The 26,979-nt window shown below is 73.7% G+C and carries 18 protein-coding genes; 9 read left to right on the forward strand and 9 right to left on the reverse strand.

Annotated elements, in window-relative coordinates; all coding sequences use genetic code 11:
* Positions 1–27: 27 nt before the first annotated feature.
* Together OG289_RS43025 and OG289_RS43030 are read right to left on the reverse strand one after the other, a co-directional pair.
* Positions 28–696, reverse strand: a complete 669-nt coding sequence (locus OG289_RS43025) for a hypothetical protein (protein WP_327319432.1) — start codon at positions 694–696, stop codon at positions 28–30.
* Positions 697–844: 148 nt separating this feature from the next.
* Positions 845–2,002 carry a Gfo/Idh/MocA family protein gene (locus OG289_RS43030; RefSeq protein WP_327319433.1) on the reverse strand — a complete coding sequence of 386 codons (1,158 nt, stop codon included), beginning with the start codon at positions 2,000–2,002 and terminating at the stop codon, positions 845–847.
* Between the two features lie 122 nt (positions 2,003–2,124).
* Here OG289_RS43030 and OG289_RS43035 point away from each other — a divergent pair, with 122 nt between their 5' ends.
* The 9 genes from OG289_RS43035 (at position 2,125) to OG289_RS43075 (ending at position 10,610) form a co-directional block, all read left to right on the forward strand.
* On the forward strand, positions 2,125–3,129 hold the full coding sequence (locus OG289_RS43035; protein ID WP_327319434.1) for a LacI family DNA-binding transcriptional regulator: 1,005 nt from the start codon (positions 2,125–2,127) through the stop codon (positions 3,127–3,129).
* 101 nt (positions 3,130–3,230) lie between these two features.
* Positions 3,231–3,749, forward strand: a complete 519-nt coding sequence (locus tag OG289_RS43040) for a hypothetical protein (protein ID WP_327319435.1) — start codon at positions 3,231–3,233, stop codon at positions 3,747–3,749.
* A 132-nt stretch (positions 3,750–3,881) separates the two neighbouring features.
* A complete protein-coding gene (locus OG289_RS43045) occupies positions 3,882–4,532 on the forward strand; it encodes a GntR family transcriptional regulator (RefSeq protein ID WP_327319436.1) in 651 nt (216 codons plus the stop codon).
* 49 nt (positions 4,533–4,581) lie between these two features.
* Complete coding sequence (locus OG289_RS43050; protein WP_442819035.1) at positions 4,582–5,373, forward strand: PIG-L deacetylase family protein; 792 nt, start codon at positions 4,582–4,584, stop codon at positions 5,371–5,373.
* A 100-nt stretch (positions 5,374–5,473) separates the two neighbouring features.
* Positions 5,474–6,178 carry a 4-carboxy-4-hydroxy-2-oxoadipate aldolase/oxaloacetate decarboxylase gene (locus tag OG289_RS43055; protein WP_327319437.1) on the forward strand — a complete coding sequence of 235 codons (705 nt, stop codon included), beginning with the start codon at positions 5,474–5,476 and terminating at the stop codon, positions 6,176–6,178.
* Positions 6,175–7,287 carry a 4-oxalomesaconate tautomerase gene (locus OG289_RS43060; RefSeq protein WP_327319438.1) on the forward strand — a complete coding sequence of 371 codons (1,113 nt, stop codon included), beginning with the start codon at positions 6,175–6,177 and terminating at the stop codon, positions 7,285–7,287. Before OG289_RS43055 ends, OG289_RS43060 begins: the two co-directional genes overlap by 4 nt.
* Complete coding sequence (locus OG289_RS43065; protein ID WP_327319439.1) at positions 7,284–8,234, forward strand: VOC family protein; 951 nt, start codon at positions 7,284–7,286, stop codon at positions 8,232–8,234. The genes OG289_RS43060 and OG289_RS43065 overlap by 4 nt, the downstream gene beginning before the upstream one ends.
* A gap of 119 nt (positions 8,235–8,353) precedes the next feature.
* Positions 8,354–9,685, forward strand: a complete 1,332-nt coding sequence (locus OG289_RS43070; RefSeq protein WP_327319440.1) for an MFS transporter — start codon at positions 8,354–8,356, stop codon at positions 9,683–9,685.
* Between the two features lie 136 nt (positions 9,686–9,821).
* Complete coding sequence (locus OG289_RS43075; protein WP_327319441.1) at positions 9,822–10,610, forward strand: alpha/beta fold hydrolase; 789 nt, start codon at positions 9,822–9,824, stop codon at positions 10,608–10,610.
* Between the two features lie 30 nt (positions 10,611–10,640).
* Here the strand turns inward: OG289_RS43075 and OG289_RS43080 are convergent, their stop codons facing one another.
* From OG289_RS43080 to OG289_RS43110, 7 genes are all read right to left on the reverse strand, one after another.
* A complete protein-coding gene (locus OG289_RS43080) occupies positions 10,641–11,594 on the reverse strand; it encodes an alpha/beta hydrolase fold domain-containing protein (protein WP_327319442.1) in 954 nt (317 codons plus the stop codon).
* A 100-nt stretch (positions 11,595–11,694) separates the two neighbouring features.
* On the reverse strand, positions 11,695–12,780 hold the full coding sequence (locus tag OG289_RS43085; RefSeq protein ID WP_327319443.1) for a class I SAM-dependent methyltransferase: 1,086 nt from the start codon (positions 12,778–12,780) through the stop codon (positions 11,695–11,697).
* Positions 12,777–13,943, reverse strand: coding sequence for a glycosyltransferase (locus OG289_RS43090; protein ID WP_327319444.1), 1,167 nt, complete (start codon positions 13,941–13,943; stop codon positions 12,777–12,779). The genes OG289_RS43085 and OG289_RS43090 overlap by 4 nt, the downstream gene beginning before the upstream one ends.
* Positions 13,940–14,755, reverse strand: a complete 816-nt coding sequence (locus OG289_RS43095; protein WP_327319445.1) for an alpha/beta fold hydrolase — start codon at positions 14,753–14,755, stop codon at positions 13,940–13,942. Before OG289_RS43095 ends, OG289_RS43090 begins: the two co-directional genes overlap by 4 nt.
* 3 nt (positions 14,756–14,758) lie before the next feature.
* Positions 14,759–15,085, reverse strand: a complete 327-nt coding sequence (locus OG289_RS43100) for an acyl carrier protein (protein ID WP_327319446.1) — start codon at positions 15,083–15,085, stop codon at positions 14,759–14,761.
* Complete coding sequence (locus OG289_RS43105; protein ID WP_327320978.1) at positions 15,082–19,572, reverse strand: beta-ketoacyl synthase N-terminal-like domain-containing protein; 4,491 nt, start codon at positions 19,570–19,572, stop codon at positions 15,082–15,084. The genes OG289_RS43100 and OG289_RS43105 overlap by 4 nt, the downstream gene beginning before the upstream one ends.
* A 44-nt stretch (positions 19,573–19,616) precedes the next feature.
* Positions 19,617–26,627: an SDR family oxidoreductase gene (locus OG289_RS43110; protein WP_327319447.1), complete on the reverse strand. Its 7,011-nt coding sequence runs from the start codon at positions 26,625–26,627 to the stop codon at positions 19,617–19,619.
* Positions 26,628–26,979: the final 352 nt, after the last annotated feature.

Genomic DNA, 26,979 nt, shown 5'->3' on the forward strand with positions numbered 1-26,979 from the left:
CCGCCCGGGGCGCGGGCTGTGCGCTGCTCAGTGCCGGACGGCCGGTGACTCGGCCACCGGGGTGACGCGTGCCGCGCCGCGGTACGTCGCGACGCCCACGGCCAGCAGCCAGTAGCTGAGGACGGCCCCCATCAGCGCGGTCGTGCCCCAGCCGTTCGCCGCGTAGAAGAACGCGGGGTCGTTGCCGAAGAACAGCGACGGCACGAAGGCCAGGTTGATCCCGGCCAGGACGTACGCCGAGCGTCCGGTCCAGCGCGGCAGCAGACGGGTCCGGGAGACGGCGTACCCGAGCGCGGTCAGGAAGAGCGCCAGCATGAGACGGGAGATCGACCCGTAGAGGATGTAGGTGCCGCTGACGTCGATCGTCGGGTCGATCGGGTGGTCGACGGCGATGACCGCGCCGGCCTCCAGGCCCATCGAGACCAGGGTGATCGTGGCGTAGACGAGGCCGGTGGAGAAGGCGATTGAGCCGACCCACGCATGGGCGGGACTCACCCGCCCGACCAGTTCCCGGAACGCCGTCACGAACACGACCAGGGAGGCCAGCGCGACGATCCCGATGAGCAGCCGGGACAGCACGTTGCCGTCCGGCGGCGGGCCGTCGTAGATGAAGTACAGCGGCACCTGGACGATCAGGGCGACCGCGGCGACGACGGCGGCGAGGCCGGTCAGACGGCGGGCGGCGACTTCGGACATGGGGGTCCCCCGAGTTCTCGGCGTGACGGATTCGGCGCCGGCGTCCGCGGGTTCGTACTCGCGTTTGCCGACCCCTGAAGCCTGCCGTTCCCGGGGCGCGCAGTCCCTGGGCCTGAGGACCGAACCGGGGGTGTCCCCATCACCACCCCTACGGGTGCACGTCCACCCATGAGCCGCTCTTCGCGGACCGGGTCATCGCCTCCAGCACGGTCGCGCTGTGCACGGCGTCCGCGAGCGTCGCCCCGTGCGGGGCGCCCTCGGCGACCGAGCGCAGGAACCGGTACGCCTCCACCACCTTCAGGTCGTCGTAGCCCATGGCGTTCGCCGCGCCCGGCTGGAACGCGCCGAACTCGCCGTCGCCCGGGCCGACGTACACCGTGCTGACCGGCTGGTCCTGGTACGTCGTGCCCCGGCTGACGCCCAGTTCGTTCATCCTCCTGAAGTCCCAGAACACCGCGCCCTTGGTGCCGTGCACCTCGAAGCCGTAGTTGTTCTGCTCGCCGACCGATACCCGGCAGGCCTCCAGCACGCCCCGGGCGCCGGAGGCGAAGCGCAGCAGACAGTTGACGTAGTCCTCGTTCTCGACCGGGCCGAGCTCGCCGCCGGCGGCACGGCTGTGGCCCGCCGTCGCACCGGTCGGGCGCGCCCGCTCGGGCACGAAGACCGCGGTGTCGGCCGTCAGGGAGGTGATGTCGCCGAGCAGGAAGCGGGCCAGGTCGGCGCCGTGCGAGGCCAGGTCGCCCAGCACCCCGCTGCCGCCCCGCTCCCGCTCGTACCGCCAGGTCAGAGCGCCGTCCGGGTGGGCCGCGTAGTCGCTGAAGAGGCGGACGCGGACGTGGGTGACCGCGCCGAGGTCACCGGAGGCGATCAGGTCGCGGGCCGTCTCCACGGCGGGCGCGTTGCGGTAGTTGAAGCCGACCGTGCCCTGGACGCCCGCCTTGGCCACCGCGTCCGCCACCGCTCGGGCGTCCTGCGGGGTGAGGCCCACCGGCTTCTCGATCCAGATGTGCTTGCCGGCCTCGGCCATCGCGACACCGATCTCGCGGTGCAGGAAGTTCGGCGCGGTGATGCTGACGGCCCGCACGCGCGGGTCGGCGGCCACCTCGCGCCAGTTGCGGGTGGTGGCGGCGAAGCCGAACTGGTCGGCGGCCTCCTCCGCCCGGCCGGGCACCTCCTCGGCGACGGCGACGAGCTCCGGACGCAGGGCCAGCCGCGGATAGTGGTGCCGGACGCGGGCGTACGCCTGGGTGTGCACCCGGCCCATCCAGCCGAACCCGACGACGGCGACTCCGAGCGCATCCACCATGACAGCCCCTCTTTGGACCGGTCCATTTCCTGTCCAGGCCACCCTGAGGGCGTTTTCCCGAGAGTGTCAAGCTCCTTCGCCGACCTTTGACAACCCGCGGCTCGCATGGAACGGTCCACACCATGAGACCGCCGACCATCCGTGACGTCGCCGACCGGGCCGGAGTGTCCAAGTCGCTGGTCTCCCTCGTGCTGCGCGGCTCCGGCCAGGTGCGCGCCGAGAAGCGGGAGGCCGTCCTGCGGGCCGTGCGCGAGCTGGGATACCGGCCCAACGCGGCCGCGCGCAGCCTCAGCGAGCAGCGCACCCGAACGGTCGGCGTCCTGCTGCACGACCTGCGCAACCCCTGGTACGTCGACCTCCTGGACGGCCTGAACTCCCTGCTGCATGCGAGCGGTCTGCACATGCTGCTCGCCGACGCCCGGCTGAACCGCCACGTCGGCCAGGATCCGGCCGGCCCCTTCCTCGACCTGGGGGCGGACGGGCTGGTCGTGGTCGGCACCCTGCCCGACCCGGCGGCCCTGGAGACCGTCGCCGCCCGGATGCCGGTCGTCGTCGCGGGGGCCCGTGAGCCGGTGCCGGCCGGGGTGGACCTGGTCGCGAACGACGACGAGCACGGCGCCCGCCTGGTCACCGAGCACCTCGTCGGACTCGGGCATCGCCGCATCGCCCACCTCGCGGGCTACGGTGCCGTCGCCGACCTGCGCCGACGCGGCTTCGAGGCCACGATGGGGGCGCGGGGGCCGGCCGACGGGGCGCTGGTCGAGGCGGGGGACATGACCGAGGAGGGCGGCTACCGGGCCACGGTCCGCCTGCTCGCCCGCGCCGACCGGCCCACGGCCGTGTTCGCCGTCAACGACATGACGGCGGTGGGCGTGCTGTCGGCGGCCGAGGAACTGGGCCTGCGCGTGCCGCGCGACCTGTCCGTGGTCGGCTACGACAACACCAGCATCTCCCGGCTGCGCCATGTGTGGCTCACGACCGTCGACGGCGCCGGCCACGAGGTCGGCCGCCGGGCCGCCCGCTGCCTCCTCGACCGTCTCGAACGGCCCGGGGGAGAGGGGCGCCTGCACCTGGCCGCGCCGAGCCTGGAGGTCCGGGGGACGACGGCGCCCCCGCCCAGGGACTGACCGGGTACGCCTCAGCGGCGGCTCGGCACGGCATCGGCGCAGTTCGGAGCGGGTTTCGTCACCACTGGCGGGCCGTGCGGGACCGGGTGATCGTGGAGCCCATGGCGGACGACACCGCGGCGGCGGACCGGCACGACCCGCACCGGCACGACCCGCGCGAGGCCCTTCTCTTCGGCGGTGTCTACGGCGCGGTCCTGGCGAGCTCGATGGTCGCCGCGCTCACCCAGTACGGGCACACCTCCCGGGACAGCCGCCGCTACGACGCCGTCTGGCTGCTGGTCACGGCCCTCGCCTCCGCGCTCGCGCACGGCTACGCCCACTACATCGCCGAGCGCGCTCCGCACCGCCGCGGGGACGCGCTGCGCACCCTCGTCGAGGAGTGGCCGCTGGTCGCGGCCGTGCTGCCCACGGTCCTGGTGCTCGCGGGCGCGGGCTGGGGCTGGTGGCCGGCGAACGGGGTGGAGTACCCGGCGTTCGCCCTCAACGTCTCCCTGCTGTTCGCCCTGGGTCTGGTCACGGCGCGCTGGTCCCGCCGCCCTTGGGCGGTCGCGGTGCTGATCGGAGCGGTGGACGCGCTGCTCGGCGTGATCGTCGTCGTGGCGAACGCGGTCATCAAGTAGCACCCGGGGCCTGTCCCGCAGCGTCTGCCCGCGGGCCCGTTGGCGTCCGCGGGCAATACGGCGGACAAAATTGTTGACAATCTTGTTTCGCTAGATTTAGGTTCGATACGCACTCACTCAGGGAGGGCAACCATGCCGAAAGAAGCCCGTCCGAGCACCGGGGAGCAGGCCAAACAGCATGCGCTGGCGCAGCTGCGGCAGGCGATCCTGCACGGCGAGATGGCACCGGCGCAGCGGCTGGTGGAGAACGAGCTCGCCGAGCAGTTCGGTGTGACGCGGGCCAGCATCCGCGCGGCACTCATCGACCTGGAGTCCCAGGGACTCGTCGAGCGGATCCGCAACCGCGGCTCGCGGGTGCGGGTGGTGACCGTGGACGAAGCGGTCGCCATCACCGAGTGCCGCATGGTCCTCGAAGGACTGTGCGCGGCGAAGGCGGCCGTCACGGCCGACGACGAGCAGCTGCTCCGGCTGACCGAACTCGGCACGGCGATGACCAAGGCCGTCGCCGACGGCGAACCGGTCACCTACTCCGAGCTCAACCACGAACTGCACCTCCGTATCCGGGAGTTCTCCGGCCAGCGGACCGCGCAGGAGCTGCTGGAGCGGCTGAACGCCCAACTGGTGCGTCACCGCTTCCAGTTGGCGCTGAGGCCGGGGAGGCCGCAGCAATCCCTGAACGAGCACCTGACCATGATCGAAGCGATCCGGGCCAGGGATCCGCAGGCGGCCGATCGGGCCGTCCGCGCCCACCTCACCAGCGTGATCGAGGCGCTGCGCGACTGATCACGGCTGCGCGGGGCGGGCGCCCACCTGTCACCGAGGAGATCTGAGAATGACCCAGGCCAACGCGCCCGCCGATTCCCCCATGCCCGACGGCGCTCGCGCGGGGGGACCCCCATCACCCCGATCGACCCTCGTCGTCACCGCGCACGCCGGGGACTTCGTGTGGCGCGCGGGCGGCGCCATCGCCCTGGCCGCCTCCCGCGGGGAGAAGATCACCATCGCCTGCCTCACCTTCGGCGAGCGCGGCGAGTCCGCCAAGGCGTGGCGTGAGGGCAGGACGCTCGACGAGATCAAGGCGATACGTCGTGACGAGGCCGAGCGCGCCGCCGCCACCCTGGGTGCCGAGGTCCGTTTCTTCGACGCCGGCGACTACCCCCTCGTGGCCTCCGCCGAGCTCACCGACCGCCTCGTCGCCGTCTACCGGGCCACCCAGCCGGACGTCGTCCTCACCCACCCCGCCGAGGACCCGTACAACGGCGACCACCCGGCCGCCCACCGCATGGCGTTGGAGGCCCGTGTCCTCGCGCAGGCGATCGGCTACCCGGGCGAGGGCGAGATCATCGGCGCGCCGCCGGTCTTCTGCTTCGAGCCGCACCAGCCGGAGATGAGCGGCTTCCGGCCCGAGGTCCTGCTCGACATCACCGAGGTCTGGGAGACCAAGCGCAAGGCGATGGAGTGCCTCGGCGCCCAGCAGCACCTGTGGGACTACTACACCGACCTCGCCGTCCGCCGGGGTGTCCAGCTCAAGCGCAACGCCGGCCCCAACCTGGGCCTGGCGCACAAGACGATGGCCGAGGCGTTCATGCGCCCGTACCCGCAGATCGCGAAGGAACTGGCGTGAGCGAGCCGAGGCGCAAAGGAGGCTGGGGATCCGCGGGGCGAAGCGGAGTGGGCACCCGGCCGCAGCGGAGCCGGAGCGCAGCTCCGCGGAAGGAGGAAGCATGAGCGGCGTGATCGTCACCAACCCGCCGAAGGCGGAGCAGCGGGACGTCGACGCGCTGGCCGCCTTCGGGGTGGCCACCGTGAGCGAGGCGATGGGCCGAACCGGCCTGCTGGGACCGGGGATCCGCCCCGTCCAGCAGGGCGCACGGATGGTCGGCACCGCCGTCACCGTGCTCAGCTGGCCCGGCGACAACCTCATGATCCACGCGGCCGTCGAACAGTGCGGCGAGGGTGACGTCCTGGTCGTCACCACCACCTCCCCGTCCACCGACGGCATGTTCGGCGAGCTGTTCGCCACCGCGCTCCGGCGGCGCGGGGTGCGCGGACTGATCATCAACGCCGGTGTCCGCGACACCCAGGAACTGCGCGAGATGGACTTCCCGGCCTGGTCACGGGCGATTTCCGCGCAAGGCACGGTCAAGGCCACCGGTGGCTCGGTCAACGTGCCGGTCGCGATCGACGGCCAGGTGATCCGCCCGGGCGACGTGATCCTCGCCGACGACGACGGTGTCGTGGTCGTCCCGCGCGAGAGCGCCCGCGCGACCGCGGCGGCGTCCGAGGCCCGCGAGGCCAAGGAGGCCAGGTCCCGCGCCGCCTTCCTCGACGGCGAACTCGGCCTGGACCGCTACGGGTTGCGGGAGACCCTGAAGCGGCTCGGCGTCGAGTACCGGACGTACGACGAGTACACGGGGGAGTCGTCGTGACCGGCGTACCCGAGGAGGTGCCCTGTCTGCTGATGCGGGGCGGCACCTCCAAGGGCGCCTACTTCCTCGCCGACGACCTTCCCGCCGAACCGGCCCTGCGCGACGAGCTGTTGCTGCGGGTCATGGGCAGCCCGGACCCGCGCCAGATCGACGGCCTGGGCGGCGCGCATCCGCTCACCAGCAAGGTGGCCGTGGTCTCGGCCTCGGCCGACCCACGCGCCGACGTCGACTACCTCTTCCTCCAAGTCGCCGTGGACCGACCGGAGGTGAGTGACCGTCAGAACTGCGGGAACATCCTCGCGGGCATCGGCCCGTTCGCCGTCGAACGCGGACTCGTCGCGGCGGGGGAGGAGGAGACCGCCGTCCGTATCCGCATGGTCAACAGCGGTGACTACGCGACGGCGACCTTCCCGACGCCCGGCGGCCGGGTGCGGTACACCGGCGACGCCGAGATATCGGGCGTACCGGGGTCGGCCGCGCCCGTGCTGATCGAGTTCGCGCCGGGCGCGGGTCCGCTGCTGCCCACGGGGAACGTCCGGGACGTGATCGACGGCGTCCCCGTGACCTGCGTGGACAACGGCATGCCGACGGTCCTCGTCGAGGCCACCGCCCTCAAGGTCACCGGCTACGAGTCACCTCGGGACCTGGAGGAGGACCTCGCCCTCGCCGACCGGCTCCGCACGATCCGCCTCGAGGCGGGCCGCCTGATGGGCCTCGGCGACGTCTCGGACGCCACCGTGCCCAAGCTCACGCTGCTCGCCGCGCCCCGTGACGGCGGCGCGGTCACCACCCGCACCTTCATTCCGGTGCGCTGCCACACCTCGATCGGTGTGCTCGGTGCGGCCGGCGTGGCCGCCGGGCTGCGGATCGAAGGCAGCGTGGGTGCCGAGCTTGCGCAGATTGATTCCGACAGTGACCGAGTTCGCATAGAACACCCCACCGGATTCCTGGACATCGAAAGTAGCTTCGGAACCACCTCTGACGGCATGCCCTCCGCCCGCCGTACCGCCGTGGTCCGCACCGCCCGCAAGATCTTCGACGGCACCGTCTTCCCCAGGTCCGCCGAGACGGCCCCGATTCCCCCGCACCCCCAAGGAGGTCAACGATGACTCCGCCGCTCGGCGACATCGCCCACATCGGCCACGTCCAGCTCTTCACCCCGGACCTGGATGCCAGCGTCGGCTTCTTCACCGACTACCTGGGGCTCACCGTCAACGGGCAGGACGGCGACACCGTCCACCTGCGGACCTTCGACGACTACGAGCACCACAGCCTGGTGCTCACCGCCCGCGAGCAGCCCGGTCTCGGCCGGCTCGCCCTGCGCACCTCCAGTGAGGAGGCCCTCAGGCGCCGTGTCGAGGCGGTCGAGGGGGCGGGCGGCACCGGCCACTGGGTCGAGGACGAACCCGGCCTCGGCAAGCTGTACGTCACCACCGACCCGGACGGCCACGAGCACGCGCTGTACTGGGAGAGCGAGCACTACCAGGCTCCCGACGAGCTCAAACCCGCGCTGAAGAACCAGCCGCAGGCCAAGCCCAACCGGGGGGTGGGCGTCCGGCGCCTGGACCACATCAACTTCCTCGCCGCCGACGTGCTGGCCAACTCCGAGTTCCAGGAACGGGTGCTCGGCGCGCGTCCCACGGAGCAGATCCGGCTCGACACGGGCACGGTCGCGGCGCGCTGGCTGACGTACACGAACAAGTCGTACGACGTCGTCTACACCTCGGACTGGACCGGCAGAGCCGGCCGGCTGCACCACGTCGCCTTCGCGACCGACACCCGCGAGGACATCCTGCGGGCGGCCGACCTCGCCATCGACAGCGGTGTGTTCATCGAGACGGGCCCGCACAAGCACGCCATCCAGCAGACGTTCTTCCTGTACGTCTACGAGCCCGGCGGCAACCGCGTCGAGCTGTGCAACCCGCTCACGCGGCTGGTGCTGGCGCCCGACTGGCCGCTGATCACCTGGACCGAGGAGGAGCGCAGGAAGGGCCAGGCCTGGGGGCTGAAGACCATCGAGTCGTTCCACACCCACGGGACGCCACCGGTCGCCTGACACCCCTTCGCCCCGACGGCGGACTCAACTGTCGATGAGATTGTTGACAAAAACGTTGACGAGTTTCGGCCCGAGTCTCTAGCGTCGGGGCACCCCGCCCGCACGAGAGGAAAACAAGGATGTCCTCCTCCCCCTCCCGCTCCCTGTCCGCCCGCGGCAGCAGACTGGCCCTCCTGGTCGTCGGTCTGTGCTGGCTGGCCGTGCTCTTCGACGGCCTCGACATGTTCATCTACGGCTCGGTGCTGCCTCACCTGCTGGAGACCAAGACCTTCGGCCTCACCCCGGACACGGCCGGCGACCTCGGCAGCTACGCCACCTTCGGCATGCTGGTCGGCGCCCTGACCGCGGGCACCGTCGCCGACCGGATCGGGCGCAAGAAGCTGATGGTCGGCTGCGTGGTCCTCTTCTCCCTCGCCTCCGGCGTCTGCGCGACAGCAGGCGGCGTCGAGGTCTTCGGCCTCGGCCGGACCCTGGCGGGCGTCGGCCTGGGCGGCCTGCTGCCCACCGCGATCAGCATGGTCTCCGACTACGCCCCGCGTGGCCGCGGCGCGATCGTCATCGGCCTGCTGATGACCGCCCACCACGCCGGCGGCATCCTCTCCGCCTACGTCGCCAAGTGGCTCATCGACCCGGTCGGCTGGCGTGCCGCCTTCTGGGTGTGCGTGCTGCCGCTGCTCTTCGCGCCGGTGCTCGCCAAGCTGCTGCCCGAGTCGCTGAGCTTCCTCGTCGCCAGGGGCCGCATCGAGGAGGCCCGTGAACTGGCCGCCCGCCACGACGTCGAACTGCCCGCCGCCAAGTCCGGCAAGCAGGGCGCGGCCGACCGCTGGAACGCGCTGCGGGACCTCTTCCGCGGCGGTGAGCGGACCCAGACCCTGCTGTACTGGCTGGCCTCCTTCGGCGGTCTCCTTCTCGTGTACGGCGTCGCCACCTGGCTGCCCACCCTGATGCGCGCCGAGGGCTACGCGCTCGGCTCCGCACTGTCCTTCGTGGTCGTCTTCAACCTCGGCGGCATCGTGGGCATGCTGGTCGCCGGGCGCGCCGCCGACCGGTTCGGCGCCCCGCGCATCTCGGCGGTCTGGTTCGCCCTGACGGCCGCCGGCGTGTTCCTGCTCAGCGTCCACATGCCGACGAGCGTGACGATGATCGTCGTCTTCCTCACGGGAGTCTTCCTCAACAGCGCCCAGACGATGATCTACGCGACGGTCTCCATCCGCTCCCACGCGGACAACCGGGCCACGGCCGTCGGCTGGACCTCCGGCATGGGCCGCTTCGGCGCCGTCTTCGGCCCGTGGCTCGGTGGCCAGCTGCTCGCCGCGAACCACGGCGACTGGGGCTTCACCGCCTTCGCGATCGCCGGCCTGTCGTCCATGGTCTTCATCGGCATCGCCGCACTGCGCAGCTCCGAGCAGGCACCGCAGGGCGCCGACCAGGAGCTGGTCGGCGCCCACTGAGCGGGCCTCGCACCGGTTGCCACCGGTGACGACGACGGACGCCGGCCGCCGCACATCGGGTGCGGGGCCGGCGTCCGGCGTCCGGGGGCGGTCCGCTCGGGGTGCGGTGGAGCGGGTCCGGGGTCACGCTCGAGGTATGGGTGAGCGTTGGGATGTCCGCCGAGCGGGCGCCACGAACGCCTCGCACCGGGTGCTGATGATTCCGGGCGGGCTGTGCACCACCGAGTTCTACGCGGACCTCATGGCCGAGCCGGCCGTGGCGGGGCTGGGGATGATCGCGGTGACCCAGCCGGGGTTCGGGCACACAGAGGCTCCCGAGGACGTGTCCATGGAGCACTACGCCCGGCTGATGGCGCGCTTCGCCGCCGAGGCCGGTTGCGACGCCGTCGTCGGGCACAGCCTGGGCGCGAACGTGGCGATCGAGATGGCCGCGCTGGGCCTCTTCGAGGGCCCGCTGGTGCTGCTGTCGCCGACCTTCTCGCGCGGCGACGAGCCGAGGTTCCTGACCGTGCTGGACGCCGTGGGCCGGGTGCCCGGGCTGGGCGCCGCGGCCTGGACGGCCATGCTCAAGCTGCTGCCCCGGGCCGTGAGACACGAACTGCCGCCGCGGCGCGCCGAGGCGCTGGCGGCGGTCATGGGCGGCAACGACCCGGCTGCCTGCCGCCGGATGGTACGGGGCTACTACGCCTACCTGGACCGGTATCCGTCGCTGGTCCCGAGGCTGTGCGGGGCGGGTGTGCCCGCCTGGGTGGTGCGTGGTGACCGCGACACGATCGGCCTGACGGACGACGAGCGGCGCGACCTGCGGGCCTGTCCGCACGTCCGCATGGTCACCGTCGCGGACGCGGGGCACCTCCTTCTCGTCGAGCAGCCGGCCGCGGTCGCCGAGATCGTCGCGGAGGCGGCCACGGCGTCGGTGCGCTGAACGCGCGCGTCACACGCGCGCCCGCGCCCCTCACGACGCGCCGGAGACCTCGGCGTCGGTCGCCCGCCTGATGTGACGGGCGATGAGGGTGTAGGTGGCGCGGGCCTTTTCGTCGTCCTTCGTGTCGTAGCCGTGGTCGGCTCCGCCGACGTCGTGGAGCTCGACGAGGGCACCTGCCGTGTCCAGCCGCTCGGCGTACCGCGTCGCCTCGTTCCTGAGCCGGTCCTGGTGGGCCGTGATCACCAGCGCCGGGGCGATGCCCTTGAGATCGGCGGTGTCCGCGGCGCCCGCGGGCGAGACGAGCCGGTGGGCGCGCTCACGGGGATCCGGCACATAGGAGGAGTCGAAGATCTCCCCCATCCAGGGGCGCAGCATGGGCTTGGCGACGGTCGCCTTCTTGTCCTTGGCCGGTGTCGCGAGATCCAGCGGGGGATAGTGCAGTACCTGCAGCGCGATCGGCGGCCCGCCCTGCTCCAGGGCCTGCCGGGCCACGGCCGCGGCGAGCGCGCCGCCCGCGCTCTGCCCGCCCACGGTGAGCCGCCCGCCCTCCCAGCCCTGCTCGGCGCCGTGCGCCGCGACCCACCGGACGACGTCGTACGCCTGTGTGGTCGGCGCCGGGAACGGGTGCTGCGGGGCGACGACGTACTTGACGTTGACCACGACCACTCCTGCCTCCACGGCGAGGAGCCGGCACAGCGCGTCGTCCACTTCCGGGGCCGAGATGACAAAGCCGCCGCCGTGGAAGTTGACGTGCACGGGCGGACGCGTCGCCGTCCCGGCCGGGGGCGCGTACACCGTGACCGGGGCCGGGGCGACCGAGGTCGGGATCGTCAACTCCCGTACGTCGTGCGGGTATTCAGGGAAGCGGGACTGCCAGGCGGCCGCGGAGCCGGGGCCTCCGGAGCGTCGGCTCGACAGCCGGGTGAGGCCCTGCAGCGCCTTGGCGGCGCGAGCGGCCACCGCGGGTCTGGCCATGATGGACATGCGGGTTCCGTTCCTCGAGCCGTACCGTCCATCGCCAGGATTCCTGTTGATGGGAATGGAGCGAAGCTAACACGGCGGTCCCCGCGGGCGCACCCACCCGTCAGTCGCGTCTGGCCACGATCCGGTACGCGTTGGACACGCCCAGCCGGTGCGACAGCGGCCGCACCGCGAACCGGTCGAGCAGGGTGCCCGCGATCAGCGCCGGAATCCCGGCGACGAGCAGGGCCGCGCGCAGCGTGCGGCGCAGCGCGCCCGGCCGTTCGGGCAGCCAGGGCGCGTCGTCGCGGGGCGCCGCGTGGTCCAGCGCCAGCCAGACGGCGGCCAGCAGGTCGACCGGGTCGTGCGGCTCGGCGTGCTGCTCCGCGACCACCGTGAAGCCCAGCCTCGCGAGCCGTTCCCGCAGGTTGGCCACCGGTACGAAGTGCAGGTGCTGCGGCTGGAGCCAGGGCAGCCACCAGCGGCCGAGCAGCCGGGCGTAGCGGCTCTCGGGGTCGGGCACCTCGATGAGCAGATGGCCGCCGGGACGGACCGCCTCCCGGGCGGCGCGCAGCTCACGGTCGGGATCGGTGCTGTGCTCCAGGTAGTGGAACATGCTCACCACGTCGTAGCGGGCGGCCAGTTCGGGCGCGAGGTCGGGGAAGCTGCCCCGGTACCCGTGCTCCACCCGCCCCTCCCGTTCGGCGAGTTCGACGCCGTCGGTGAAGTCGAGCCCGTCGAACGTCGTCCCGGGCAGCACCTCCCGGGCGGCCGCGCAGAAGTGACCGTGCCCGGTGCCGACGTCCAGCCAGGTCTTCGGCTCGGGGTCGTGCGGCAGCATCGACTCGGCCCGCCCCCGGTACATCTTCGTACGGCCCCCGAAGGTGTCGCCGAGCTTCTTCTCGCCCAGCCCGTCGTAGAAGTCCCGGTAGTAGAACTCCAGGCCCTCCGCGCTGAGCCGGGGGTTCTGGAAGGTGTGCCCGCAGGCCTCGCAGCGGTCCAGGACGAAGCGGCCCGGTTTGTGCTGGAGCAGGTCGGTGGTGCGCAGCCGGGTGGTCAGTTCGTCCGAGCCGCACCAGGGGCAGGAGGTGCTCCGGGGCTCGAAGAAGCGGTCCGGGCCGGCCGCGATGTCCGCCTGGTAGGCGGGGCGCAGCGCGGCGATCCGCTCGCGGGTTCCGGCGGGCTCGCTCTCTTGGCTCTCTTGGCTCATCTGAACTCCCTGGCCAGTTCGTCGAGATGGGCCGCTGCGGCGGAGGCGCCGCCCGCGGCACGGAACGCCGTACGGATCCGGCCGGCCGCCGCGCGGTGGGCGGGGTCGTCCAGGACGGAGTCGAGGGCCGTGCCCAGTTTCCGCGCGGTGACCCGGCCGAACCGGACCCGCACCCCCGCCCCCGCGTCCGCGACCTGCCCGGCGACGACCGGCTGGTCGTCGCGGATGGGAGCCACGACGAGCGGAACGCCGTGCCACAGGGCCTCGCACACGCTGTTGTGCCCGGCGTGGCAGACAACGGCGCCGACTCCCCTTTCCAGCAGCGCGAGTTGGGGAACGGACGGCACGACCAGTACGTCCTTGTCGTCGCCGCGCGGCTCCAGCGTGCCGCCCGGGTCGACGATCACGCCCTGTACCCGGTCGGCCCGCTCCCGCAGCGCGCTCCGGCACTCCTGAAGGAACCGGCCGCCGACATCGGTGTTCGCGGTGCCGAGCGTGATGAGCACGGTGGCGCGGCCGGGGTCGAGCCACTCCCAGGGGAAGCCGGCGGCGGACGGGCGCGCCGCGATCGACGGTCCGACCCAGCGGACCCCGTCACGCGAGTGACCCGCCAACTCCGGTGTGCTGAAGGCGAGGACGAGATGCGGGGAGAAGCGGGGGTCGGCGGTGCCCGCCGGATCCCCGACGGCGGCCCGGAGTTCGGCCAGCCGCTCCTCCAGCCACTCCCTGACCTTGGGCAGCCCGGAGAGGGGGTCGGTGAACTCGGCCGACGTGGTCGCCGAGGTCGCCCACGGCAGACCCAGCCGCTCCGCGACCAGCGCCCCGGCGAAGGCCTGCTGGTCGGCGACGACCACGTCCGGCCGGAACGTCTCGACGGCCGCCCGCACCCCCGGCGCCATCGCCTCCGCCAGCGGCAGCAAGTACCACTCCCACAGGAACTTCAGCGCCTGCGGACCGCGCAGGTCGGCGGGCCGCTCACCCTGGGGGGCCTCGCCGCACGCGAAGACAGCTCCGGCCCCGGAACCCGCGAGCCGTCCCACCAGCTCCGGATCGGGACAGGCCCATGCCACCAGGTGCCCGCGCGCGGTGAGTTCGGCGGCGACGCCGACGATCGGGTTGATGTGCCCGACCAACGGCGGTACGACGAAGAGGAACCGGCTCATCCGGCCGCCTCCGCCGCCACCCGCCCGGTCTCGTCGACGAGCGACAGGATGTGCCCGCCGACCGTCCCCGAGGCCTCCACGAGGACCGAGTGCTCGTGCCCCGGGATCACCACCGTCCGGCAGTCCGGCAGCACCGCCTCGAGCCAGGGCGCGAGTGCGGCGAGATCGGAGTCGCCGCCGTACAGGCCCAGCACCGGGCAGCGCACCGCCGCTATCTGATCGTCCGTCAGGACCTGGCTGGCCGGGATGTCCCGGCCCAGGCTGGTCTCGCGGGCGAGCCGGGCCGCGCCCTTGGCCAGGCGCGCTGTGTTGTGGCTGCGGTTCGCGGTGATCCAGCGGATCGCGTCCGGCTCGTTGTACGCGAGCTGGGTCACGACCCGGTCCAGGATCCCACCGAGCTTCACCGCCCAGGCGGCGGTGGCCGGTTCGGACTCGACGAGGCTGACGCTCGCCGCCCGCTCCGGGTGCCGGGCCGCGTAGCCGAACGCGATCGTGCCGCCGAAGGAGTTGCCGACCAGGTGCACCGGGCCGGTCACCGCCAGCCGGTCGAGCAGCGCCTCCAGGTCGTCGACGTTGTCGTCCACGGTGTAGCCGTCGGCGGGGCGTTCGCTGCGTCCGTGCCCGCGCAGGTCGTACATGACGACGTCGAGGCCGGCGGCCGCGAACGCGGGCGCGACGGTGAAGTAGTAGCTGGCCAGGCTGTCGGTGAGCAGACCGTGCACCAGCACCACGGTGGCGGTGGCCGGCCGGCCCTCCCGGGGGCCGATCCGCTGTACGTGCAACCGGACGGCGCCGGTGTCGACCATCGCCATGACTCAGCTCGCCCCCGCGTCCTTCAGGCTCGTCACGACGTACTCGACGAGTCGGCCGACGGTCAGTTCGATGATCTCGTCGAACTCCATGCCGGCCAGGAACTCGGCGAAGTTGACCCGGTCGCCGTACCGCTCCTGGAGCAGACCGGCCAGGGTGACCAGGTCGATGCTCTCCAGCTCCAGGTCACGGTTGAAGGTCGTCGTCATGCCGATCTCGACGTCGTCGAGGCCGTACTCGTCCTCCAGGAGCCGCGCGAGCATGCCGGTGAGGTCGGCGAGGACGGACTCCTCGTCGGCGGTGACGGGGGTGTGGGGGGTGGGGGAAGTCATCGGGCGTCGTACTCCTTAGGGGTCGTGTGTCCCGTCGTCCAAGCCACTACGTACGAACGGTCCGGCAACCGGGGCGGGTTGGCGGCCGAGGCGCAGTGCACGACGTAGGCGCGTTCCAGGCGGCCCGCGACGGTCAGCCGGTCGCCGGCCGGGGTCGCGTCGAACACCGTGAAGTCCCGTGGCCTGCCGCCGAATCCGGTGCCCTCCGCCTTCGCGACGGCCTCCTTCGCCGCCCAGAAGCGGGCGAACCACAGGGCCTCGGAATCCCCGGTCTGTTCCAACAGGCCGTGCAGCAGAGCGAGTTCGTCCGCGCCGAGAGCGGCGGCGAGGGTCTGCGGGGTGCGGTCGGTGACCTCCTCGATGTCGATCCCGGGGCCCGGGCCCGGCGTGTGCGGCCGGACGATTGCGACGCCCGCCTCCGCGCAGTGGGCCAGCGAGACGTCCAGCGCGGGCAGGACACGGCCGTGCACGCCGGTGACGTACGGGCGGCCCGCCCCGTCGTTGCGCACCCGCAGCTCCGCCGGGAAGACCGGGCCTTCGCCCTGGTCCCACAGCCACCGCCGGACCGCGTCCTTGGCCGCGATCCGGCCCAGCAGCCACTGTCGGCGCCCGCGCGGCGCGTGCTCCGCGTACTGCGCACGCTCCGCGCCGCCCAGGGAGTTGCGCATGATCAGCTCGCGGGACGCCAGGTCCGGCCACCGCTCGTGCAGCAGCTGCCAGCCGCCCGGCCGGGCCTCGGACAGGGTGTTGAGCTCCGGGAAGCGCTCGACGGGCCGGGTCGTGGGGTCGTTGTCGAAGCGGCGGTCCTGCCAGCCGTACAGCTCCGCCCACACCGTGCCCCCGACCGTCAGCTGGACGTCGGCCTCCAGGAACGAGTCGGTGAGGTTCGTGATCCGCACCAGGCAGCCCACCTCGGTCCCCGGCGCCGGATGCGGCCCGTGGAAGCGCATCTCCCGCATCCCGACCGGGAACACGACCGTCCGTTCCGTGCGGGTCGCCATGATCCAGTAGCCGAGGATCTGGCCGACGTTGTCCAGCAGCGCGCCCGGCGCGGGCGGGGTCGTGATGACACCGCGAACATGGCGGTCGCCGATCGAGGTGAGCTCGGTGACGCCCCGGAACGCCGGGCCGTGGAACATCCAGCGCTCGTCGTAGAGCTGGGCGGCGGTGTGCTCCGGGGTGCGCTCGGTGCCGGGGTCGGTGGGCCAGGGGGCGGGGGACCGGGCAGGGTACGCCGTGGCGAGCTCCACCGTGGCGCGGGCCCGGGGGCCGAAGGAGACGGCGAGACGGTCCGGGGCCTCGGGGGTCGCGGTCACCGGCACGTCGACGGCGGGGGTGGCGGTGAGCCACTCCTCGAACCGCGCGCCGTGCACGGCGACCGGCACCCTGCCGGGGGCCGGCTCCTGAGCCGCGTCCACCGCCGCGTCCATGATGTGCTGCACGATCGTCGTCGCCGGGACGACAGGCCACCGGTCGGCGACGTCGGGCCAACCGGGCCGCTGGGGGAAGAAGCAGTGGTCCAGGAGGTGGGGCATGGTGTCGGGGGAGACACGCACGGTGCTGTGCCTGGGGCCGGTCTGTCGTCGGGGCAGGGGAGTCGCGGGCCTCGTGGTCATGAGGGCGGCGGCCGTGTCCGCCGTCTCGCGGAGCAGGGCGCTCAGCTCGGCTGCCATCGGCGAGCGTTCGACGAGGGCGTCCAGCGGCGAATCTCCGCCGGGGCTCGTCGTACGGGCGGGGGCGGTGCGCAACTCGGCCCGCAGTTCGGTGAGCCGCTGGGCGGCGAGGGACACCAGGGATCCGCCCAAGTCCAGTCGTACCGACGGACGTTGGGCCTTCGCGGCCTCGACGGGCGTCAGGGAGGGCGCCACCGCGGCCCCCGCCGCCCACAGCGCGGTGGCCACCCGGCGGAGCTGGGCGAGTCCCGTGCGGTGGGGCGAGTTGGCCGCGACGACCAGGTGGTCGTGGCCGCCCAGGGTGTCGCCGACGAGGGAGCCGAGCTGACCGGGGCCGACCTGGACGTACACCCGGTGGCCGGCCGCGTACAGGGCCTCGGCCAACTGCCGGAAGCGGACGGGTTCCAGCAGGTGCCTCAGGAACAGGGACCGTATCCCCGCCTCGTCCGAGGGGAACGGCGCGGCGGTCGTCCCCGACCAGACCGGGGTGTGCGGCCGATGCAGCCGGAACCGGTCGGCGGCCTCCTTGATGGGGCCGAGATGGGGCTGGAGCATCGGCGTGTGGAAGCCCGACCGGAACGGCAGCACCTGGCTGAGGACGCCTTGGGCGCGGAAGGCCCGCACGAAGTCGTCCACCGCGGCCTGCGGGCCGCACACCATCGACTGGCCGGGCGCGTTGTCGTGCGAGAGCACGAGGCCCGCCCCGGCCCGGTCCTCCTCGCCCAGGGCGGCCAGGACGCGCTCGGCGGACGCGCCGATCGCACCGAAGGCGAGCCCGGGGACCGTCACCGAGTCCGGGTCGAAGCCCGCCATGAACGCGTCGACCTCCTCCCCTCCGTAGAGCCCGGCCGCCGCCATCGCCGTCCACTCGCCCACGCTGTGCCCGGCGACCGCGTCCGGCACGATGCCACTGCGGCGCAGCGCGGTGTCGAGGAGACGACCGACGGCGACGACACCGAAGCCGTGCCGGCCCACGTCGCCGGTGCGGTCCCCGTCGACCGAGAGGGTGGGCAGGCCGAAGTGGGCGGCCACGTCGTCGACCTGGGGAGTGAAGTCGCCCTCCAGCCCGGGGAACAGGAACGCCAGCTTGCCGTGGCCGGCGCCCAGCAGGGGGCTCGGCCGGAACCAGACGTCGCTGCGGCCGTGCCACGCACGTTGCCCCGCGACCGCGCGGCGGGCCAGGGCGAGTCGCTTGGCGGTCGGGTCGACGATGCCGAGACGGGCCGGGCCGGCGTCCGGGTGCGGGTGGGCGGGGTCGAGTCCGGCGGCCCGTACGGTGTCGTCTTCGGCGTCCAGGAGGGCGGCGAGGCGCGTCGGGGAATCGGAGGCCAGCAGCAGGACCCGCTCGGGTTCGGCGACCTCCAGGACCGGACGGGCCGGGGCGCTCGCGCGGGTCCCGCGGGCGCCCGGCGCCTCCTCCAGCACCACGTGCGCGTTGATCCCGCCGAACCCGAACGCGTTGACGGCGGCCCTGCGCACGGGCCGGCCGGCGGTGGTCTCCCAGTCGGTGGCCTTCTCCAGGGTGCGGAAGCGGGTGCGGGCCAGGGCGGGGTGCGGGTCGTCGCAGTGCAGTGTCGGGAGCAGGGTGCGGTGGTGGACGGCGAGCGCGGCCTTGACCAGGCCGGCGACCCCGGCGGCGGGCATGGTGTGCCCGATCATCGACTTGACCGACCCCAGGACCGCTTCACCGTCGCCGGGACCGAACACCTCGGCCAGCGTGGTCAGTTCGGCGCCGTCACCCGCCGGGGTCGCGGTGCCGTGGGCCTCCAGCAGACCGATCGAGCCGGGCTCGGCCGGGTCGAGCCCGGCGGCCCGCCACGCCTGCCGCACCGCCTGCGTCTGACCACCCGGGTCGGGGTTGACCAGCCCGGCCGCCCGGCCGTCGCTGGCCACCCCGGTGCCCCGGATCACGGCGTAGACCCGGTCGCCGTCGCGCTCGGCGTCCGCCAGCCGCTTGAGGACGACGACGCCCGTCCCCTCACCGATCAGGATGCCGTCGGCGTCCCGGTGGAAGGGGCGGATGCGCTGGCTCGGGGAGAGGGCGCGCAGCTGGGAGAAGACGCTCCACAGCGTGATGTCGTGGCAGTGGTGGACGCCCCCGGCGAGCATCAGGTCGCAGCGCCCGGAGGCGAGTTCGCCCACCGCCTGGTCCACGGCGACCAGTGACGAGGCGCAGGCCGCGTCCACGGTGTACGCCGGCCCGCGCAGGTCCAGCCGGTTGGCGACCCGGGAGGCGGCGAGATTGGGCACCAGACCGATCGCCGACTCGGGACTGTCCGGACCGAGCCGCTCGGTGAACGCCGCCCGTACCCGGTCGAGTTGATCGCCTGTCAGGTCCGGCAGCAACTCGCCCAGCGTGTGCACGAGTTGGCCCGCCGTGCGGACCCGCTGGTCCAGCCGGACCAGACCGGGGGTGAGGTAGCCGCCCCGGCCGAGGACGACGCCGACGCGCCCGCGGTCGGGGAGGCGGTCGGTGCCGCCCGCGTCGTCGAGGGCGGCCGAGGCCACGTGCAGGGCGATGAGCTGGTCGGGCTCGGTGCCGGCCACCGAGTTCGGCATGATCCCGAACCGGGTGACCTCCACCTCCGCCAGCCCGTCCACGAACCCGCCCCGCCGCGCGTACACCCGGTCCGCGACGGCCGGGTCGGACGCGCTGCCGGGACGGTAGTACGCGGCGTCCCAGCGACCTTCCGGCACCTCGCCGATCGCGTCCACGCCGTCCCGCAGGTTCCGCCAGTACGCGTCCAGGTCGGCCGCGCCCGGCAGCAGCACCGCCATCCCGACGATGGCGACGGGAACATGACGGGCCGTCACCCCACCCGGTCGGTCGACCGGTCGGGGTGACGTCACCGCGGCCGTCACCAGCCCGAGGCGGTGTAGACGACGGCGGTGGCCGACTCCTCGCCCCAGGCGAGCTCCCGCAGCAGCGCCGCGGTCCCCTCCTCGGGATCGATCAGCCGGATGCCGCGCCGGGCGTACTCGCGGGCCAGCTCCACCCCGACCATGCCTCCGTGACCGGCCGCAGGCGCCCACGGACCCCAGTGCACGGTCACCGCACGGTGCCCGGTGCGGGCGGCGAAGGCCGCGCCGAGGGTCTCCAGCGCGTCGTTGGCGGCGGCGTAGTCCACCTGGCCCCGGTTGCCCAGGACCGCGGAGATCGAGCCGAACAGCACGGTGAACGCGGGTGCGGCGGGCAGTTCCTCCAGCGCGGTGAGCAGGGCGTCCGCGCCGGTCGCCTTCGTGCCGAAGACCCGCTGGAAGGACTCGGCGGTCTTCTCGGCGACCAGCCGGTCCTCGATCACACCGGCCGCGTGGACCACCCCGTCGAGCCGGCCGTGCTCGGCGTGGATCTCCTTCACCGCCTGGAGCACCGCCTCGGTCTCCCGGAAGTCGACGGAGCGGTAGCGCACGCGGCTGCCCAGCGCGGTGAGCTCGCTCAGCGTCGCCGTGATCTCCCGCTGGGCCAGGACGAGTTCGGCGGCACGGTTGATCTCGGCCGGCTTCAGACCGCCGCGGGCGGCCAGCGCGGCGCGCAGCTCGGCCGGGGTGCGCGCGGCCGCGGTGTCCGCGTCCTCGGGGCCGTCCGGGGCGGGGGTACGGCCGAGCAGTTCCAGACGACAGTGGGCGGCACCGGCGAGCGCGGCGGCGAACTGCGCGGTGATGCCCCGCGCGCCGCCCGCCAGCAGCACGACCGAGTCCCGGTCCAGTCCGAGCGCGGCGGCCTCCGCCGCGCCGTCCCCGGCCGGACCGGCGCCCGTGCTGCCGAGCGCGCCGAGCGGCGCCTCCACCAGCTCGAAGCCGTGCCGGCCCGCCGCCGTCCGCAGCACGACCGGGGTGCGGTCCGGTGCGACGGCCTCCGCGACCACCGCGTCCGCCACGGCCGACGGCGAGGCGTCGGCGAGGTCGACGACCCGGGCGAGGGTCTGCGGATACTCGCGCGCCACGGTCCGGAACAGCCCGCGCAGCCCCGCGGTGCGGGCGTCGGGCCTCTCGTCGTCGGCGCTCCGGACGGCGAGCAGCCACCGCGGGCCGCGCGTCAGGGCCGCCTTGAGGACAGGGAATGCGTCGGGCAGGACGGGCGTGTCTTCGGCGGCCGGGAGAGCACCGAGGTACAGCACGCCGTCCACCGGCCCGTCCGCCTCCGTGAGGACGTGATCACGGGCGCGCACGGTGACGTCGGCGCCGTGCGACACCAGCCGGGCGACGACCTCGGGGGCGTCCCCGAGGACGGTCCAGCGGGTGCCGGAGAGGGCGGTCGCCGGGTCGGTCAGGGCCTCGGCCGACGCCGCGGTCCCGTCGGCGAGCGGGACCGGCCGCAGCACGTGCCGCCGGGGCGGCTCGCCGGTCACCTCCTCCGTGACCTGCACGGCCGGTACGGGCTCCCCGGCAGCGACGGACTCACCGGCCTCGGCCGCCGGTACAGGTGCGGGCACGGGCGCCGGTCCGCCCAGCCGGGCCGTCAGCCACTCGGTCACCGCGGCGGCGGTGCGTGCCTTCGTCAGCTCCTCCAGCTCGTCGTCGTCCATCGACGTGAGGTCCGCACCGGCCCCGGCGCCCAGGCGCCTGGCCAACTCGCCCGCGATCTCGGCCCGTTTGATGGAGTCGACGCTGAGGTCCGCCTCCAGATCGAGGTCGGGCTCGATCATGTCGATGGGGTAGCCGGTGCGTTCGCTGATGATCTCCAGGACGAGCTGCTGGACGTCGGTGCTCCCGGCGGGCTCCTCGGCGGCGGACGCCGGGGCCGTCTCCGGCACCGGGGCCACCACCTCGGTCTGTGCCGTGGGGAGTTGGGGCACCGCCTGGACGACCTGCGGTGCCACCACCACGGGCGGGGCGATCTGCGCGCCCGGGGTGGATCCGAAGTAGGTGAGCAGCACGTCCCGTTGGGCGGCGATCATCTCCCGGCTGGTGCGCAGGAATTCGGAGATCAGCGCGTCCCGGTCGGACGGGACGCCGTGCGGGGGGTTCGTCGTCACAGTCGTCACGGTCCTTTCGGCGGGGTCCACGACTCGTCGGGCCGGCGCGAGCGCACCGGGAAGGAGGGCTCCGGAGGCGGTGCGGACCAGCTGTCCGTCGACCGTCCAGCCGGGCCGCTTCGGCACGGGAGTGCGGACGGCGTCCACCGCGTCCCGGCCGCGCAGCAGCCACCCGCTGCGCACCGGCAGCCCCGCGACGGCGAGGCGTGCCAGTGCGTCGAGCCAGTCGCGCAGTCCACCGCCGGGCCGGGGCTCGCAGGCCACCGTGCGGTGCGGACGGTCGCCGAGGATCTGCCCGACCAGCCGCGTCAGCACCGACCCGGGACCGGCCTCGACGAAGACGCGCGCTCCGGCCTCGTACATCGCCTCGACCTGCTCGACGAAGGCGACCGGCGCGCCGATCTGGGCGGCGAGTTCGGCCCGTACCGCGTCCGCGTCGGCCGGGTACGGGGCGGCCGTGCGGTTGGACCACACCGGGAACTCGGGGGCGTGCACCGGGCGGGCGGCGAGCGCCCCGGCGAACCGGTCGGCGGCACCGGCGACCAGCGGGCTGTGGAAGGCGCAGGCGACGGGGATGCGCTTGACCCCCAGACCGGCCTCGCGCAGCAGTCGTACGGCCTCGGCCACGGCGTCGGACGGCCCCGAAATCACCGTCTGCGTGGGCGAGTTGCGGTTAGCGACGACGACGGAGTCCGGCGCGTTCGCCGTCTTCAGCGCCTGCGCCACCTCCTCGGCGCCGGTCGCGACCGCGGCCATGGTCCCCGGATCCCCTCCGCCGGACCCGTCGGACCCGGCGGACCCGGCGGCCCCGGCGGCCCCCTCGGACCAGGCGGCTTCGAGGATCGCCGCCGCCCGCTCCGAGCTCAGTTCCAGCAGGGTCTCGGGGGTCAGGGCGCCGGCCGCGCACAGGGCGACCAGCTCGCCGTAGCTGTGCCCGGCGGCCATGTCCGGGCGCACCCCGGCCGCGGTGAGCACGGCGTGCGCGGCGAGGCCCGCGATGCCCAGGGCCGGCTGGGCCACGCGCGTGTCGGTCAGCGCGGCCCGCTGCCGGTCGCGTACGGCGTCGTCGAAGGCGGTCGGCGGGTACAGGGTGTCGGCGTGGGCGCGGCCGAGCTCCAGATAGGGGCGCAGCTCGGGGAAGGCGACGAACAGGTCGGCGAGCATGCCGGTGCGCTGACTGCCCTGGCCGGGGAAGAGGAAGGCGACCTTGGCGTCGCCGGGATCCTCCGGCCCTGCCCGGTGGAGCCCCCGCGCCGGATCGTGCTCGGTGGGATCGGCCAGTGCCCGTCGCAGCTTCCCGATGAGGTCGTCCACGTCCGTCGCCACGACCGCGACCCGCGCCGGGTCCCCGCTCGCGTCCGAGCGGCGCGCCGCGCCGAGCGCCAGGTCCCGCAGGCGCCATGGCCCGCCCTCCGCCTGCGCGGCCTTGAGGAGGTCCTCCATCGCACGGCGGGCCGCGGTCTCGTCCCGCCCCCGGAAGACGAACAGTTCGGCCGGCCAGGCGTCCAGTCCGCGCACCGGCGGCACGCCGTCGGCGTAAGCGCCCAGCACCACATGGAAGTTGGTGCCGCCGAAGCCGAACGCGCTGACCCCGGCGACCCGTTCCTCCGGGGGCGCCGCCCAGGGCCGGGCCTCGGTATGGAAGGCGAAGGGGCTGCTGTCCGCGTCCCAGGCCGCGTTGGGGGCCTCGACGTGCAGCGTCGGCGGCCTGACGCCGGTGTGCAGGGCCAACAGGGTCTTGATCAGGCCGGCGAGTCCCGCGGCGCACTTGGTGTGCCCGATCTGAGACTTCACCGAACCGATCACGCAGCCGCCCGGCTTCGCCCCGGCCTCGCCGAACACCTCGCTGAGGATGCGGAGTTCGGTGCGGTCGCCGACGACCGTCCCGGTGCCGTGCGCCTCGACGAGCCCGACGTCGGCGGGGGAGACGCCCGCGTTGCGGTAGGCCCGCTCCAGGGCCGAACGCTGCCCCTCGGGCCTGGGGGCGGTGAGGCCGAGGGAGCGGCCGTCGCTGGAGGAGCCGAGGCCCTTGATGACACCGTAGATCCGGTCGCCGTCGCGTTCGGCGTCCGCGAGCCGCTTGAGGACGACGCAGGCCACGCCCTCGCCGAGCGCGATGCCGTCCGCCGAGCCGTCGAAGGCCCGGGAGCGGCCGGTCGGGGACAGGGCGTGCACGGAGGAGAAGAGGACGTAGTCGTTGATGCCGTTGTGCAGGTCGGCGCCGCCGCACAGCACCACGTCGGACGTGCCCCCGACCAGCTCCTTGCAGGCGACGTCCACCGCGGCCAGCGAGGAGGCGCAGGCGGCGTCGACGGTGTAGTTGGCGCCGCCGAGGTCGAGCCGGTTGGCGATCCGCCCGGAGATGACATTGGCGAGCATGCCGGGGAAGGAGTCCTCGGTGAGCCGCGGGAGCTGGTCGTCCAGGGCCGCCGGGACGTGGCCGTAGTACGAGGGCAGCACCGCCCGCAGCGTGGCGGCGTTCGACAGGTCGCTGCCCGCCTCCGCGCCGAACACCACGGAGGTGCGGGAGCGGTCGAACTCCCGCCCCCCGTCGCCGTATCCGGCGTCCTCCAGGGCCCGCCTGGCTGCCTCGAGCGAGAGCAGCTGCACCGGCTCGACGCTGCCGAGGGACGTGGGCGGGATGCCGTAGCGCAGGGGGTCGAAGGGGATGCGGGGCAGGAAGCCGCCCCACTTGGACGGGGTCGACTCGCCGTGGTGGACGGCCGGGTCCCAGCGGTCGGCCGGGACCTCGCCGACCGCGTCCACGCCCCCGACGACGTTCGCCCAGAACGTCGGCAGGTCGGGCGCCTGCGGGAACATGCAGGCCATGCCGACGACGGCGATGTCCAGCGGGGCCGGGGTCGCGGGCTCCGGCACCTCCCTCGCCAGACCCAACTCGGCCGCGCGCAGCGAGAGATGCTCCACCGCACCCGTCGTCACCGACTCGTGCAGCGCCGCGACCGTCGTGGTCGCCGAGCGCAGTACGGCCACCTCTCCGGCCATGAACATCCCCTCGGCGAGCTGGCGTCGCTCGTCGACGGGGGTGAGGGAGCCGTCGGCGTCCCGTGTCACGCCCTTGCTGGCGGTGCGCAGCCGGCCGACGTTGAGCCGCTCAAGCTCCTCCCAGATCCGCCGGTCCGGCACGCCCTCGGCCCGCAGCCGGGCCTCCTGGTCGCGGTAGCCGGCGGCGAACGGACTCGGCACGCACCGTGTGGCGTGACCCGGCGCCGACTCCAGGAGCGTGGTGCGTTCGGCGTCCATGACCTGTCGCTGGAAGAGCGGCCGGATCGCGCCGTGCGCCACCGCCTCCTCGGTGAACAGGTACGCGGTGCCCATCAGCACGCCGACGGCCGCTCCGCGCGCGGTCAGCGGCGCGGCGAGCGCGGCGACCATCGCCGCCGATCGCTCGTCGTGCACCCCGCCCGCGAAGAACACCTCGACGTCCTTCGCGTCGGCGCCGTCCAAGTGGTCGTCCAGGACGGCCAGTTGGGCCTCCCAAAGGGGGAAGCTGCCGCGTGGTCCGACGTGCCCGCCGCACTCCGAGCCCTCGAACACGAACCGGCGTGCACCGGCTTCCAGGAACTGCCGCAGCAGCCCGGGCGACGGCACGTGCAGAAAGGTCCGGATGCCCTCCCGCTCCAACGCCTGCGCCTGGGACGGCCGTCCGCCCGCGATGATCGCGTGCGTCGGCCGCAGCTCCCGTACGGCCTCCAGCTGGGCGGTGCGCACGTCCTCCGGTGCGAAGCCGAGCACGCCCACGCCCCAGGGCCGGCCGGCCACCGCGCCGCGGGTCTCGGCCAGCATCGCCCGTGTCCGCGCGCCGTCGGCCAGCGCCAGGGCGAGGAACGGCAGCGCCCCGTCCGCCGCCACCGCGGCGGCGAACGCGGCCCCGTCGCTCACCCGTGTCATCGGCCCCTGTGCGACGGGCAGCCGCGTCCCGAGCGCCCGGCTCATCGGTGACTGAGCCCGCAGCGCCCGTACGGCCGTGTCGTCACGTACGGCGTCCAGGACCGCGTCCCGCAGCCCGCGCACCGTCCGCCGTACGTCGCCCCAGCGCTCGGCGAACCGGGCGGCGAGGAATCCGTCCTGGCCCACCGGGAGCAGTTGGGTGCGCGGGTCCTGCGCGCCGAGCAGCGCCGCCACCGCCTCCGGTCCGGCGTCCTGCGGGAGTCGCGGGGCGTCCGGGCCGCGCCGCAGCAGGACACGGTGACCGGCCAGGACGACGGTCTCCGAGCCGTCCAGGGTGCGCAGCGCCGCGGCGGCCGGCTCGGGCAGCGCCGACTCGGCGAGCAGCGCGAGCTGGCTGTCCAGGACGACACCGGCCGCCCCTCCGGCCACCGCGGCGGCGGCCGTGCGCGGGCCGATGCCGCCGCACGCCCACACCGGCAGGGTCACCTCGGGCGCGGCGAGGAGCTGCTGGAGCAGCACGAAGGTGCTCAGCTCGCCGATCCGGCCACCGCACTCGGCGCCGCGGGCGATCAGACCGTGCGCCCCGGCGCGCACGGCGTGCCGCGCGCCCTCCAGGTCGGTGACCTCGACCAGCACGCGGTGGCGTGCCGCGAGGCCGGCGACCGGCCACGGCGCGGCGGCGCAGTCCACGGCGCCCGTGGTCGGGGGGTGCACGACGTCCGAGGTCAGGACGACCGTGTGCGGGCCGTCGGGTCCCAGGTCGGCGGGGGTGAGCCGGCAGTGCGCGCCGACCCGGACGGCGAAGCTGCCCGAAGACGCGCGGCGCAGGCGGGCGAGGGCCTCGCGGGCTCTTGGGCCGCCGGACCCCAGGTCGAGTACGCCGAGCCCGCCGGCCCGGCCGACCGCCAGGGCGAGCCCGGCATCGGGTTCGCCGAAAGGAGTGATGCCGATGATCATGTCCTCGGAACGCACAGCGGACGTCATGATTCTCCGAATCAAGGGTGAGACTGCACGGTGGGGGGTTCGGGACAGCAAAGGCGGCTCACCGGATTCCGGCGGGGAGAGGTCTACCGCGGAACACCGTTCTCAAGCGCGTGCTCGAAACGCGTTGAAAGGTAGTGCGCTTGTTACTCACTGGTCAACGATCGAACGATCGGCTGGTATCCAGCCGCAATGATTCGGTCAGTCGTGGACGAGGACCAGGGCGTAGGAAAACGGTTGAATTCCTTTCCGGCGCTGTCCCGTTCACCCTCTACTCACACGGTAGAAACATGAACGACCGCAAGAAATGGGTTCCTTTGGACCGCATGTCCGAATCGGAACGCGCATTCCCGGC

This window comes from Streptomyces sp. NBC_01235 (genome assembly GCF_035989285.1).
GTDB lineage: Bacteria > Actinomycetota > Actinomycetes > Streptomycetales > Streptomycetaceae > Streptomyces.